This is a genomic window from Paenibacillus tabacirhizosphaerae, from assembly GCF_040812395.1.
Lineage (GTDB): Bacteria > Bacillota > Bacilli > Paenibacillales > NBRC-103111 > Paenibacillus_E.
On the sequence record NZ_JBFNXH010000002.1, the window covers coordinates 173427 to 186399 of the forward strand.

The 12973-nt window shown below is 47.5% G+C and carries 13 protein-coding genes; 10 read left to right on the plus strand and 3 right to left on the minus strand.

From position 1 onward, the window contains the following. Positions 1 to 61 precede the first annotated feature (61 nt). Genes ABRS97_RS03690 through ABRS97_RS03710 form a run of 5 tightly spaced genes read left to right on the plus strand, consistent with a single transcriptional unit; the run spans position 62 to position 3318 of the window. A complete protein-coding gene (locus ABRS97_RS03690; protein WP_367811552.1) occupies positions 62 to 283 on the plus strand; it encodes a hypothetical protein in 222 nt (73 codons plus the stop codon). Further along, positions 280 to 1065 carry a hypothetical protein gene (locus ABRS97_RS03695; RefSeq protein ID WP_367811553.1) on the plus strand — a complete coding sequence of 262 codons (786 nt, stop codon included), beginning with the start codon at positions 280 to 282 and terminating at the stop codon, positions 1063 to 1065. The genes ABRS97_RS03690 and ABRS97_RS03695 overlap by 4 nt, the downstream gene beginning before the upstream one ends. Positions 1066 to 1070: 5 nt before the next feature. After that, entirely contained in the window at positions 1071 to 2267 is a 1197-nt protein-coding gene (locus tag ABRS97_RS03700) for a glutathionylspermidine synthase family protein (protein WP_367811554.1), read from the plus strand. Then, on the plus strand, positions 2264 to 2932 hold the full coding sequence (locus ABRS97_RS03705) for a signal peptide protein (protein ID WP_367811555.1): 669 nt from the start codon (positions 2264 to 2266) through the stop codon (positions 2930 to 2932). The genes ABRS97_RS03700 and ABRS97_RS03705 overlap by 4 nt, the downstream gene beginning before the upstream one ends. Next, the gene (locus ABRS97_RS03710) at positions 2929 to 3318 is read left to right on the plus strand and encodes a DUF350 domain-containing protein (protein ID WP_367811556.1); all 390 of its coding nucleotides are present in this window, start codon (positions 2929 to 2931) and stop codon (positions 3316 to 3318) included. Before ABRS97_RS03705 ends, ABRS97_RS03710 begins: the two co-directional genes overlap by 4 nt. 12 nt (positions 3319 to 3330) lie before the next feature. Here ABRS97_RS03710 and ABRS97_RS03715 read toward each other — a convergent pair whose 3' ends face one another. The 3 genes from ABRS97_RS03715 to ABRS97_RS03725 all read right to left on the minus strand — a co-directional run bounded on the left by ABRS97_RS03715 (position 3331) and on the right by ABRS97_RS03725 (position 6269). After that, positions 3331 to 4377 carry an HD-GYP domain-containing protein gene (locus tag ABRS97_RS03715; RefSeq protein WP_367811557.1) on the minus strand — a complete coding sequence of 349 codons (1047 nt, stop codon included), beginning with the start codon at positions 4375 to 4377 and terminating at the stop codon, positions 3331 to 3333. A gap of 102 nt (positions 4378 to 4479) precedes the next feature. Further along, positions 4480 to 5553 (minus strand): ThiF family adenylyltransferase, encoded by a 1074-nt coding sequence (locus tag ABRS97_RS03720; protein WP_483312409.1) that lies wholly within the window; start codon positions 5551 to 5553, stop codon positions 4480 to 4482. An 8-nt stretch (positions 5554 to 5561) separates the two neighbouring features. Then, positions 5562 to 6269, minus strand: a complete 708-nt coding sequence (locus tag ABRS97_RS03725) for a molybdenum cofactor biosynthesis protein (RefSeq protein WP_367811559.1) — start codon at positions 6267 to 6269, stop codon at positions 5562 to 5564. 114 nt (positions 6270 to 6383) lie between these two features. Here ABRS97_RS03725 and ABRS97_RS03730 point away from each other — a divergent pair, with 114 nt between their 5' ends. From ABRS97_RS03730 to ABRS97_RS03750, 5 genes are all read left to right on the plus strand, one after another. Next, positions 6384 to 6854 carry a hypothetical protein gene (locus tag ABRS97_RS03730; protein ID WP_367811560.1) on the plus strand — a complete coding sequence of 157 codons (471 nt, stop codon included), beginning with the start codon at positions 6384 to 6386 and terminating at the stop codon, positions 6852 to 6854. A gap of 150 nt (positions 6855 to 7004) precedes the next feature. Next, the gene (locus ABRS97_RS03735) at positions 7005 to 8465 is read left to right on the plus strand and encodes a bifunctional metallophosphatase/5'-nucleotidase (RefSeq protein ID WP_367811561.1); all 1461 of its coding nucleotides are present in this window, start codon (positions 7005 to 7007) and stop codon (positions 8463 to 8465) included. Between the two features lie 109 nt (positions 8466 to 8574). Next, the gene (locus ABRS97_RS03740; protein ID WP_367811562.1) at positions 8575 to 9387 is read left to right on the plus strand and encodes an undecaprenyl-diphosphate phosphatase; all 813 of its coding nucleotides are present in this window, start codon (positions 8575 to 8577) and stop codon (positions 9385 to 9387) included. Positions 9388 to 9501: 114 nt separating this feature from the next. After that, a complete protein-coding gene (locus tag ABRS97_RS03745) occupies positions 9502 to 10635 on the plus strand; it encodes an HD-GYP domain-containing protein (RefSeq protein WP_367811563.1) in 1134 nt (377 codons plus the stop codon). 72 nt (positions 10636 to 10707) lie between these two features. Further along, positions 10708 to 12945, plus strand: a complete 2238-nt coding sequence (locus ABRS97_RS03750; protein WP_367811564.1) for an MMPL family transporter — start codon at positions 10708 to 10710, stop codon at positions 12943 to 12945. The last annotated feature ends 28 nt before the right edge of the window (positions 12946 to 12973 follow it).

Below are 12973 nucleotides of genomic sequence, written 5' to 3' on the forward strand. Positions count from 1 at the left end.
TATGAAACAAATCGGCTGTTGTTGCGTTTTAATATTATGAAGTTCTGGAGGAGGAAGACAGTTGAATATTACTTTGTTGGAGAAATTGGCAGACGGGCAGCTGCGTAAAATTAGTGAGAAGACTTGGGACGATAGGCTCATTCAAGCTTTGAATGCAGCAAATTATGTGCTAGTAAACGGGAAGGAATATGAAATGATTGAAGGAAGATTGAATTTAGATGAGAACGTTTTCGAGCTTCTGCTCTTAAGTGCCGGAGGCCAGGAGGGAGGGAGCGGACGTTGAAAAAACCACTGAAAGTATTGTCTGCCTCATTAGGGATTCTAATGGCAGGCCATTTGCTCCTAGTTCCTCTAGGAGCGGCGGAAACCGCTAGCCCAAGCAATGCGCCCTCAAGTGCAGCTAAGCTTGTAGAATGGTCAACGGAAGAGGTAAAAGCGTATTACGACAGCGCCATTGATTGGAGCTTGCCGATTGCATCAGAGAAAGCAGGAACGCCTTCACCCACTCCAACGCCAGCGGCCGGAGGAAGCTCAGGAGGGTCTAGCGGCAGCCAAGCACCCATTATTGTGAATAATCACATGGGCGGCGGCGGGTTCGGCTGGGACGATCTATTATTATATCATCTCCTTTTTAATGGAGGCAGCCCTTATTCATCGAGTACCTATGTAAGTACCCATAATTCTTACAATTATCGCTCAAATACACCTTATGTAACCAAAACGTACCAAGGCAATGCATTTACAAACCGCTCGACAACTAAAACCCCAACGACCTCTAGCGGTACGGGAAGTTTTACGACCAATAAGTCTTCATCAAGCACGACAACGGGTGCAAAGAATTCATCAAGCAGCACAACTGGAACCAAACCAAGTGCAACTTCTGGAGCAAGTTCTGGCACAAGTTCAGGGACGATCTCATCAGGTTCAAAATCAGGAACTACTTCCAACTCGAGTTCTGAATCGACCTCTAATTCCAGCTCCAAGTCCACATCAACATCATCTGGCAGCATCGGCGGGAAATCGAGCGGGTTCAGCTCCTCTTCCGGATCGAGCTCAGGGAGTTAAGCCTCATGGTGTACGAAGTCATTGGCACCCCTTCCTCAGATCGAGATAAACGTGTGCAGGAGTTGGCTGGCCTTGGATTTACATGGGCTAACATGGAAGATGAATCTTACTGGATTGATCAGGTTGTGGTTATGGAAAGAGCGGCTTATGATGAGCTGCATAAAGCCGCGGAGTCGTTGTGGCATGTGTTCGATAAAGCCGCTCGGTTTGTAATAGGACGAAGGGATCTGTATGACCTGCTGTCTATACCCGAGGTGCTTTGGGATGGGCTAGATCGTCTTCAACCTGGTGCGCCTGGTCTAATCAGCCGTTATGCAAGGTTTGACTTTGCCGTGAATCAAGAGGGGCGCATTAAACTCCTGGAACTTAATGCAGACACTCCTACAGGTTATGTAGAAGCATCGATGGCTACGCCTTGGCTATGTCAACAGTATGAGGTGGAATCGCCTAACAGCGCCATGAAAGACAGAATCCGCCAAGCTTGGGAAGTGGAAGCTCCTGATTATGCGGCGTGTATCGCATACGGCGTTCATAAGGAAGATACGGGAACCATAGATGCTTTAGTTGCACATAGCGGCAGAAGCATCACTTGCATCGATTGTCTAGATCTATGGATTGATAAAGGAATTGTCAAAGCAGGCGAGCAGATGACCATTGCCAAGATGTTTGCTTTGTATCCGAAAGAATGGATGGGTATCGATGATGGCGGCGAAGCTCTAGCCTATTCGATAGAGGAACAATTTATAGAACTGTTTAACCCTCTGCATGCGGTTATTTTGCAATCTAAGGGTCTACAAGCCATCATCTGGCGATTGCATGAACAAGAGCAAACCTTCTTTACTATCGACGAACATAGAGCTATAGAGACGTATATGCTCCCTACATTCACCTTACCTATACTTGAGGGCGAGTATGTTTCGAAGTCGATGTTCGGTAGAGAGGGCGGTTCTGTCGAACTCTATGATAAACAAGGCGAGCTGGAGACGAAAGATGAAGCTGGTTTTGACACCAGTGTGTTTTTTAAAAGAATATATCAACAACGGGCCGATCTGCCTAAACTAACTTTTGCAAATGGCGATTTGCATCTGTTGACGGGGTTGTTCGTGATAAATGGAGTGCCCTGCGGCTTGTTAGGGCGGGCTGGCGGGATCATTACCGGGAATTCAAGCCATTTTGTGGCGATAGGAGTGAAATCATCTTGAAGCAACAACGATTTTGGCTGATGGCAGTTGGATTCGTCGTTATTATTTTGATTATTTGGGCAGTTAGCAGCGCCTTCAATTCAAAGCCTTCCGTCATGAATACGAATTCATCTGTAGACGGTAGCGGCAGCAGCATGAATCGGATAAGTCCTAACTCCGCTAGCGGAGAGGTGCCTTGGGACTACCAAGTACAGGAAGCTAAAGTGGGGGATTTGCTCGATGGCGATATGGTCCTGCTGCCGAACAATGAACGCATTTCCAATGATCAGAATTTTGCCACCGGTGACAGTGTTTGGGTCCTGCGGTATATGAGCGCTGCCATGAAAGCAGACAGCCAAGGCAAAAATGATGTCACGCTTTCCCAGTGGAAACCGATTAAGACTTTCAAAACGAAAGAGGATGCAGACAAGGACTTATTAGATTTAAAGCCGGAGATCAAAACGGAAGTCAATCTGATTGGTGTGTACAAAACCGAACTAGATGGGAAATTCCGTTATTTTGCCATTGCGGACCTGCCGACAGGTCAAAAGATCAAGCAGCCGATATCAGAAGAACGCTACAAGAGTTACAAGGATAAGAAGCAAGTTCAGGTTATTTTGGAAGAAGTTCATGATTACACCAATTATGATCAAACAATGGCGAAATTTCGGGGGTGGGCAGATTGATCGTAGTCAATATCGTAGTTAGTTTAATCGTCATCGTGTTGCTTCAATTCGCAGGGATGTTCATCTTTAGTTTAATGACGCCTTACCGCGACATGGAGGAAGTGAATAAGGGCAATTTAGCAGTAGGGATTACCATGGGAGGCAAGTTTGTTGCTACTGCTATTGTGTTAGCGATTGCCGCTTATACGAACTCCTCCATCTGGCATATGAGCCTCTGGTTCGCAGTGGGTTATGTATGTTTGATCTTAACCTACTGGGTATTCGACTGGCTGACTCCTGGCGTAAAGCTTTCCGACCAATTGCAAGAAGGCAATGTAGCTGTAGGAACTTTGCTGGCAGCTGTTTACATCGGAATGGCGTTAGCCGTAGGAAGTTTAATCATTTAGCTCAGCTTCGATTTACATCGCAATCTTCGTGATTTCTACATCTGTAAGCTGAGATAGGTCAATGAACTCACTTCTAATTTTAATAAGCGGTCTAAAGAAATCGGACGGATTCGTCATGACAATCGTCCCTTTTCTTCCGTCGCTTAAGGCGACCTTTTTGCCGATAAAGTTCGGAATCATATTACGAATAAAGACTTGTACAATTTTCGGATCCAGTTCGCCGAAGCTCATGCGATGAAGTTCTTTAAGTACATAAAGCAGATCGCGTTTTTCTTGATATACCCGGTTGCAGATCATTGCACTGTACACATCTGCAACCGCTATAATGAAGGAGTAGGAGTGAATTTCCGTTTTCGTCCTTCTCATTGGATATCCGCTGCCATCCAATCGTTCATGGTGCTGCAGAGCGACCAAAGCAAGCGTATTATCTTTCAGAGAATCACGAAGAATTTCGTAGCCGTAAATGGTATGTTTTTTAACCTCATTGTATTCATCATTAGTGAGCTTGCCGGGTTTCAGTAAAATGCTTTCATCGACTTTACTTTTGCCAATATCGTGCAAGTACCCCGCTTTTCCGATAAGATGTGCTTCTTTTTCGGTTTTCCCCATCCACGTGGCAATATAGTAGGAAAGCATGCCCACTTGTACACTATGCTGGTAGGTATAATCATCCTGGCTGTTCAAAGAAAGTAACAGGGAAACGACATCATTTTCATCCTGGAAGCTGCTAAGCAAAGGATTGAAAGCGTTTTCTACAGTTTCGCTCTGAATTCGATCACCAGAGCCGGCAAGCTTAAATAATTGTTTAATTCCCTCGATAGCCCCTTGGAAAGAATGAGCTTGTTCGGTACTTATTTGATAAGGTGTAGATTCATCCAGTTCGGGATTCTCACTTCCTCTTGGCTGGATGTCAACGTAATCTATGCTGTGACGACTCAACATAAGAATATCACTAGCATCTAAGACGGTACCCGCAGAGAGAAGATGAAGCCCTGCGGAGTTGTAGGAATCAGAAGTGAGTTTGTCGCCGACTATTAGTTGGAGTATGTGTATGCGCATTGAGAATCCTTTCCCAGTCCTAGTTTTCTTAGTAGGTATATAGTTATAGTATAAGCTACTCCTAGGAAATGGCAATAAGGATAAACTAGTTTTTTTTGAGTTTTACATGCCTATATAACGGCTGTATAGGCTTTTAGCCTGAGTTAAATCATCCGTACCTTGAATGAGTACGCGTCCATCTGGAAAAATGACCATATGGATCTCGGGACTGGCTTGAAACTTCAACAGAAAACGATTTTTTTCAACGGGTCCCAGAGGCATTAATCGTTCTTCCCAATCTTCGAGAGTGAGCGTGGAAGGGTGAATGGGATGGATCTGAACGGAGTTGCGCCCGCACAAGGATTGAATGGTATCGCTATCCATAATTGCGTCCAAATACTCATAGTGCTGCTGACCGCAAGCAGGACAATCTGCTTTTCGCGCGCCTGCCACACTAATTGCTGAATTCTGGTTATACCATAAGTCCCATTGCTGCATGCGAAGATTCAGATGCGTCTGATCGCCAATAAGGATTTTCAGAGCTTCTGTTGCTTGGAAAGAGGCGACGATGTGAATAATGCCTCCGATGACCCCAGCCGTATCGCAGGTTTCCGTTGTTCCTGCGGCCGGCGCCCCGGCGAATAAGCAACGGAGACAAGGGGTTTGTCCTGGAATAATCGTTAACGCCACCCCTCTTGATGCCACCGCGCCTCCATATATCCAGGGGATACCCAGCTTATTGCTCACATCGTTGATTAGAAATCGAACCGAGAAATTATCCGTGCCGTCCAAAATAAGATCCACGCCGCTTAGCAAAGTCTCCGCGTTCGTTGGATTCACATCGGTGACATAGGGGTCAATGACCACTTGCGAATTCACAAGCTGCAGGCGCTTGGCTGCGGCAATCGCTTTGGGTGTCGAGGACGCTGCGTCATCCTCATCATACAGCATTTGCCGCTGTAAATTACTGGTCTCCACGAAATCGCGGTCGATCAAGCGGACGTACCCGACTCCCGCACGGACCATATGATTGGCAAGCACGGTGCCTAGCGCTCCCATCCCTACGATGGCTACCTTGCTTTCATTTAATTTGCGCTGTCCATTTACGCCTATAGGGGCAAAGAGCACTTGCCTAGAATAACGCGCATCGACGTCATTTTTTACTTCTTCATCTATGTGTACATCCATTCTATTCATCTCCTGTCTCAACTCTGCTCAAGCTCGGGAACTAGAAGCGGGTTCCAGGGGCCGGTTTGGCTGCCTTTCCACTCGGAGCCGTCTTCCCATATCTCTTTTTTCCAGATCGGTACAATTTGTTTCAAACGTTCAATGGCGTATCGGCTAGCTTCGTAACAGCTTGCGCGGTGCGGTGAGGAGACAGCAATAACAACGCTTGCTTCGGCAATCTCCACTTTGCCTAGGCGATGGGTGATCGCGCACAAGGTTCCAGGCCAGTTGCCCGCAATTTCGTTGCCGATGGTTTCCATCGTCTTCAAGGCCATGGGCACATAGGCTTCGTACTCGAGAAGGACGGTTCGCTGTCCGTGGGTCAGCTCTCGCGTCGTTCCGATAAATGCAAGCGAAGCGCCGTGATTAGGATGATTGACCTTCGCAGTGACTTCAGCAACATCGATCGTCTCAAAGGTAATGACGTAATTGGATGGTTGGCCCCCCGAAACTGGCGGAATCAACGCAAGCTCGTCACCCCCATGGACCATGTCCTGCTCAGCCGCATAGGCTTGATTTTTGGCGAAAAAGCATGGCAAAAGCTGAGGCGCAGCTGAAGGGTACCGTTCAACGATCAGTTCTTTGAGCTGCTTTATTGAAATTGCATCTTGTTCAATGTCGAGGGTGAGGACTGAAGTCCCCAGCAAGTCTACGAGACCTGCAAAAAGCTGAATATGTATTTGCATGGTTGTGCTCCCGTTGTTGTAGTGTAGGTATCCTTCTCAGCATATCATATTTTGCCAGGAAGATGGTATAATGGGAGAAGTGTTTTGGAGCCATAAGAAAGGGGATACCCAGCCATGCCTGCCGATATCTACATAGAAGTGTCAGACGCTCAAATAACCAGTGAGAACTTCACTGTAGCGAGTATAGTTGCGATTGCCAAGAATACAATGCCGCTCCAAGAAAGAGTGCCGGATGTCCAAGGAGACGCATATGATTTAACATCGTGGTACGATGCTTGGAAAACTTTGCATCATGCGAATGATTCCGTTATTCCGACGCATGTCAAAGTAGAGGCTATTGATGAGTTCCAGGCTACCCTGCCTTGGTCGCAGGTTAATCAGGCCTTATTTCTGTATGCCCAAGAGGGGGAGGAGCTTAAGAAAGGCCATCCCTTACGATTGTATGTCCCGGATGGAAGCAGCGAATGCCTGAATGTCAAAAGCGTTGTGAAAATATGGTTTCTCCACGATGCTGCTCTCGGCGATGAGGCGACTTATGGGTTCAAGAACACGGTGTCGCTGGATGAACTAAAAATCAAGAAATGAGAGCGATGTTAGCTGCATAAGATTAGACATGCTTTATGAAACTGATGAAGCCCAGCGAATGCTTATGATGTCAGTGTTGCTTTAAGCAACATTCAGTGAATGCTTACGATGTCAGAGTTGCTTAAGCAACTCTCTTAGGAGGTGAACGGTATGTCCGAAGAACTGCAGCGCGTAGTCATCCTGCATACGAATGACATCCACAGTCATTTTGAACAGATGCCTAAGATAAGCAGCTACTTCCAGAGCGTTCGGGATGAACTGGCCGCAGATCTCGTGCTAACCTTGGATATAGGCGATCATATGGATCGGATGCGCCCGGAAACGGAAGGCACTAACGGTGTGGCGAATCTGGCTATTATGAACGCAACCGGTTATGATGCAATGACGGTTGGGAACAACGAAGGTTTAACCTTTACCCCAGAAATACTAAAGGCAATATTTAGTGAACACTCGCAATTTCCTATTATCGGGAGCAATATCCGTGAGGTGGCTTCGAACCAAACGCCGGACTGGATGACTCCATATCACATTGTGGAGAAAGCAGGGCTGAGATTTGGCTTGATTGGCGTAACGGCTGCTTTCACGTCCTATTATGAGCTGCTTGGCTGGCACGTAGGCGAGCCGTTGGCAGCGGTAAGAGCTTATCAAGAAATACTGGGTCCTCAAGTGGACGTTATTATTGTGCTCTCTCATTTGGGGCTGCGGATGGATCAGCATATGGCGGAGGAGGTCGATGGCATCGATCTCATCCTGGGTGGCCATACGCATCATTTGCTGGAGGAGCCGCTCTTGCACAGCGGCACCTATATCTGTGCGGCCGGTAAGTTCGGACAGTACGCCGGCCGCATCGAACTTGCCTACGACCGGGCGCAGCGCCGGGTCGTAGAGCTGACCGGCCGCGTCGTCCCGATGGCCGGCATGAAAGAAGACAGCAGCATCACAGCGCTGCTGGAGCAGTACCGCCAGTCCAGCGCGGTGACGCTGGACGCAGAAGTGGCGCAGCTGCGGGAGCCGCTGCGCCTGGACTGGTACGGCGAATCCCCCCTCGGCAACTTGCTTGCCGCGGGGATTCGCCGCTGGACCAGCGCCGAAATCGGGCTGGTCAACAGCGGCCAGCTCCTTCAGGGACTGAAGGAGGGGCGCCAGACACGCGGCAGATTGCTCGAAATCTGCCCGGGGCCGATCAACCCCTGCCGCATGCGGCTCAGGGGTGCCCATCTGCTCCAAGCGCTCGAAGAGTCGCAGCTTGGCGAATTTATGGAGAAGCCGATTCGCGGCTTCGGCTTCCGGGGCGAGGTGCTGGGCATTCTGTGCGTCGACGGCATGCGCGTCGAGGTGGACAGCTCCCGCCCGCCCTATCAGCGTATCATCGCCGTTACAGTGGGCGATGAGCCTTTGCAGCCGGAGCGCGACTATGTCGTCGGCACCATCGATATGTTCACCTTTAACTCCGGCTATCTCAGCCTCGGTCTTGGAACGAACATTGAATATATACTTCCTGAATTTATTCGGGATGTGCTGGTTTCACAGCTGCAGGATGAGAAGGCGATTTTGGACTGCGAACATGCACGATTTACAGATATAAACCCCGAAAAATTTGTTGAAGCGTAGAAACGAGTGACGACCTTTGTCGAAGGTATTGTCAGATTCACAGGGATACAGGTAGAATAGATAATTGGACAGGAGTACGTAAATAAACTCTCATTTATAGGGGGAAAACATGCACACTATTTTTGAAGCCATTATTATCGGCATTGTGGAGGGCTTAACGGAGTTTTTGCCGGTGTCCTCAACAGGACACATGATTTTAGCGCAAAGCCTACTCAACACACAGAACGATGAAGTCATGAAGACCTTTGATTTCGTCATCCAGTTGGGAGCGATCTTGGCCGTTGTCATCATTTACTGGAAACGAATCCTCTCGTTGTTTGGCTTAGTGAAAAGGAAGAGCGAAAGCAAAACGGGCAAGAAGCTGAATTTGCTTCACATTCTCATTGGTATTCTCCCTGCGGGCTTAATTGGGGTGGCCTTTAATGATTATGTGGATAAAGTCCTGTTTAATCCGGTTTCCGTTCTGGTTGGTCTCGTACTGGGAGGTATCCTTCTGATATTAGGGGAGAAAAGGAAAGAGCAGCCGAAAGCCGTGGTTATGGACGATATGACCTATCGGCAAGCTTTCTTTATCGGCTTATGGCAATTGCTCTCCATATGGCCGGGTTTTTCCCGTTCCGGATCGACGATTGCGGGCGGTATGCTTTCAGGCGTAAGCCGTGCAGCTTCAGCGGATTTCACTTTTATCATGGCAATTCCGATCATGTTCGGCGCTTCCGGCGTGTATTTCTTGAAAAATTACAATGCTCTTTCATCGGCAGATCTTCCTTTCTTTGCTGTCGGTTTTGTGGTTGCCTTTATCGTAGCCTTACTAGCAGTTGCTACTTTCATTAAATTTGTTCAGCGTATGAAATTGACTTATTTCGCTTATTATCGCTTTGCTCTGGCCATTGTATTTGCCCTTTATTTATTCATGAGCTAATCTCAAATAAATGTATTCAGCGAACCGCGTCGAAAGATGCGGTTTTTTGTATTGAACTTTCTAGTAAAATCTATTACATTAGAAAGAAACGCTCACCTAATCGGGGGAACCGAAATGCGGTTAATGCCAATCAATACGTGTCATCCTGGAATGAGGTTGGCGAAAAATATTTATAATGAAGACGGCATGGTGTTGCTTGCCGTTAATGTTGAGTTAACGCAGAGACTCATTGATCGGTTATTTAGCTATGGTATTGATTATATATATATCGCAGACTCGCGTACGGACGATATCGTGCATGAAGATTGGATTCAGGACGAAACGCGAAGTAAAGCAGTGATTGAAATTCGCAATACGTTTCGCAAAGTGATGGAGGATTCCAACAAACGGGGTTCTGTCAGCTATTACGATATAGGGCGGAGTTTCCGCGACGTTATGAAAATGATCATTGATGATATAAGCGCCCATCAAGGCGCAATGGTGATGTTGAATAATATGAACCTCAAGGATAATTATTTGTTTCAGCATTCAGTCAATGTGAGCATTTACGCTACGATGCTCGGAATCAGCTATGGTTACAGCAGAGATAACTTGGAGGCGCTGGGACTTGGGGCGCTGCTGCATGACATTGGTAAAACGAAGATACCGTTAGGGATATTAAGAAAACCTTCTCAGCTAACGGAAGAAGAATTTACTGAAATGAAGAACCACACTACATATGGCTTTCAAATTTTGAAGGATGAGCCGAATATCTCCCTATTGTCTGCTCATTGTGCGCTTCAGCACCATGAACGGATGAATGGGAGCGGTTATCCGCGTGGTATTCAAGGTCCGGACATTCACGAATTTTCCCGATGGATCGGTCTGGTTGACTCATATGATGCGATGACGACAACGAGAGTATACCGCAGGCCTTTGCTGCCGCATGAGGCTATGGAGCAGTTGTTTACAGGCTCGGGCACGCTATACGATCAAAGTCAAATCGCTTTATTCAGGGACAAAATTGCGATATATCCACTTGGCATTAATGTTCGACTGAATACTGGAGAATATGGGATTGTTTCTAAACTAAACATGGCGTTTCCTCAGCGCCCGATTGTGCGCGTGCTTCAAGATGAAGCGGGTCAGGAAATCAAAGAACCTTATGAAATTGATCTGTCTACGAAGCTTTCCGTTCTCATTTCGGAGGTCGGAGAAATTAAAGTTGGCGATGTTTTGCCTGATTTAAGCATACCTACCTTGTTTTGAGATAAAATAAAGATAGCTAACGACCTAAGAACCTGGGAAACCAGGTTCTTTTTGCAGATTAGGAGGATTTCAGTGAAGGAATCAGCATATAAAGGCAACTTCTGGCGTTGGGGTTACACGATGCACCGATTTCGGTGGCTAGTTTTGGCCATAGGCATAATTCTGCTTCTCAGCTTTGCTTTGTTCGCTCAGAAAACACCAGGTATGTTGAAGGATAACGGATTCACACCGAAAGGAAGTGAGTCCGACCGGGGATTAATCGAGATGCGCGACGAGCTTGGATTGCCGTTAACCGTGTTGAATCTGGTCTTTACGGGTGAAGGTCTTGATTTGACAGAGGAGAAACAAAAACAAGCGATAATGGATTCTTTGGCCGAGCTGAAGAAGCTTCCTTATGTTGAAAGTGTGGAGTTTGCTTCGACGCCGAGAAAAGAGGGGCATCGGGATGTGCAGGCAGTTACCGTGGCGTTAAACCTGGACACCGATCCTGCGCTAGAGAAATATCCGGAATTGAAAGATCTTGTGCATCCTCCGAACGGAATGAAAGTTTATGTCAGCGGGGGGCCGGCTATTCTGCATGATATGCAGGTGGCAAGTAAACGGGATATCGCCAAATCCGAAGCCATCGGATTGCCTATTGCGCTGATTGTTCTGCTTATCGTGTTTGGGACATTGGTAGCGGCTCTTTTGCCTATGATCGTGGGGCTGATGAGTGTAACGCTTACGCTAGGGATTACTTATTTCATTGCGCAGCACCAGTCCCTGTCCAATTTCCTTCCCAATATGGTGACCATGCTGGGGCTGGCTGTAGGGATCGACTACGCTTTGTTTCTTGTCAGCCGTTTTCGGGAGGAGCTCAGACGCCAACCGAACGTAGCAGAGAGTGTAGCAATGACATGTCAGACCGCAGGCAAGTCGATTTTCTTTTCCGGCATTGCCGTCTTGATCGGACTGCTTGGCATGCTATTCGTGGATTTGACCTTTTTCAGATCGCTCTGCTTAGGCGGTGTTATCGTCGTGTCGATATCGGTTATTGTGGCGAACACCATGCTCTTGTCGCTCCTTGGCATTTTGGGCCATCGGATTAATTCGCATCAGGTTGTGCCACGTCGTTTCCGGAAAGGAGAGACTTCACACTTCTGGGAACGGATGGCATACGGAGTCATGAAACGGCCGCTTCTTCTGGTTTTGATTGTAGGGTGTATTCTGCTCATCGTTATGGCGCCGATTGGACGCATGAAATTGAGCGTGCCGAATGCGGAAGTGCTTCCTCCTACTTATGAATCGCGCTATGGCTCAGATTTGATGAAAATGGCTTATGATTCCAGAATGCTTGGCCCTATTCAGATTGTTATCCATACGGATGAAGAAGTGTGGGAAGAGCAGTCCATTAAAGAGGTTCGCGCTTATGGTGAACGGGTTGCTGCCGTCTCAGGCGTGAAAGAAGTGCAGAGCTATGTAAGTGCGCTAGGAACACACTCAGATTCAGAGCTAGCCGCTATGATGAAGAAGCCGGAGGCCAGAACTCAAATTGAAGGAAAAAAAATAGCTAAAGGTCACACGGCGATGATGGTCGTTGTACCTGAGCAAGATCCGGATGATCCTATCACAGATGAATTGGTGCGAAAGCTTCGTACCTTGGATCGCGATAGCCTGGATGTCGTGGTGTCCGGCAGTCCGGCCTACCGCTTGGATATTATCGATCGGATTCAGAAGCAAATCCCATTCGTGCTGACGTTGGTTATGGGCGTAACCTATCTTGTGCTTTTATTTGCTTTTCGATCTGTTGTGCTGCCGCTTAAGGCCGTATTGATGAATATGCTTAGTCTCGGAGCGAGTCTTGGTTTGGTTGTCCTTGTTTTTCAACATGGTTATTTGGCTGACATCCTGCATATCACGTCAATCGGTTATGTCAGCGCGACGCTGCCGGTTATTATTTTTTGTGTCGTATTCGGGATATCGATGGACTACGAAGTTTTCCTCATTTCGCGGATCATGGAGGAGTATGAGGCAAGCGGCGATAACGACCGGAGCACAGCAGAGGGGTTGAAGAAAACCGGAAGCTTGATTACGAGCGCAGCCTTTATTTTAGTTGTGGTGGTCGGCTCTTTTATTTTTACAGATATAGAAATCATGAAGGCGTTGGGGCTGGGTTTAGGTCTCGCTGTGCTCATCGATGCAACCATCATTCGTATCATGCTTGTCCCGGCGCTGATGAAGCTGCTTGGCCCGGCTAACTGGTGGGCGCCTAGATGGCTTCGTCAAGGACGTCCGGCCAAACCGGATGAACGTAAAGCGAGATTGGGATAGATGGAGAGAGCAATCTGAGATCTGTCTG

What these genes read in the sequence shown, in the direction of transcription:
- ABRS97_RS03745 (WP_367811563.1), top strand. Translation starts at nt 9,502, where the DNA reads ATGCGGTTAATGCCAATCAATACGTGTCATCCTGGAATGAGGTTGGCG.
- ABRS97_RS03740 (WP_367811562.1), top strand. Translation starts at nt 8,575, where the DNA reads ATGCACACTATTTTTGAAGCCATTATTATCGGCATTGTGGAGGGCTTA.
- ABRS97_RS03735 (WP_367811561.1), top strand. Translation starts at nt 7,005, where the DNA reads ATGTCCGAAGAACTGCAGCGCGTAGTCATCCTGCATACGAATGACATC.
- ABRS97_RS03725 (WP_367811559.1), bottom strand. Translation starts at nt 6,269, where the DNA reads ATGCAAATACATATTCAGCTTTTTGCAGGTCTCGTAGACTTGCTGGGG.
- ABRS97_RS03730 (WP_367811560.1), top strand. Translation starts at nt 6,384, where the DNA reads ATGCCTGCCGATATCTACATAGAAGTGTCAGACGCTCAAATAACCAGT.
- ABRS97_RS03715 (WP_367811557.1), bottom strand. Translation starts at nt 4,377, where the DNA reads ATGCGCATACACATACTCCAACTAATAGTCGGCGACAAACTCACTTCT.
- ABRS97_RS03700 (WP_367811554.1), top strand. Translation starts at nt 1,071, where the DNA reads ATGGTGTACGAAGTCATTGGCACCCCTTCCTCAGATCGAGATAAACGT.
- ABRS97_RS03720 (WP_483312409.1), bottom strand. Translation starts at nt 5,553, where the DNA reads ATGAATAGAATGGATGTACACATAGATGAAGAAGTAAAAAATGACGTC.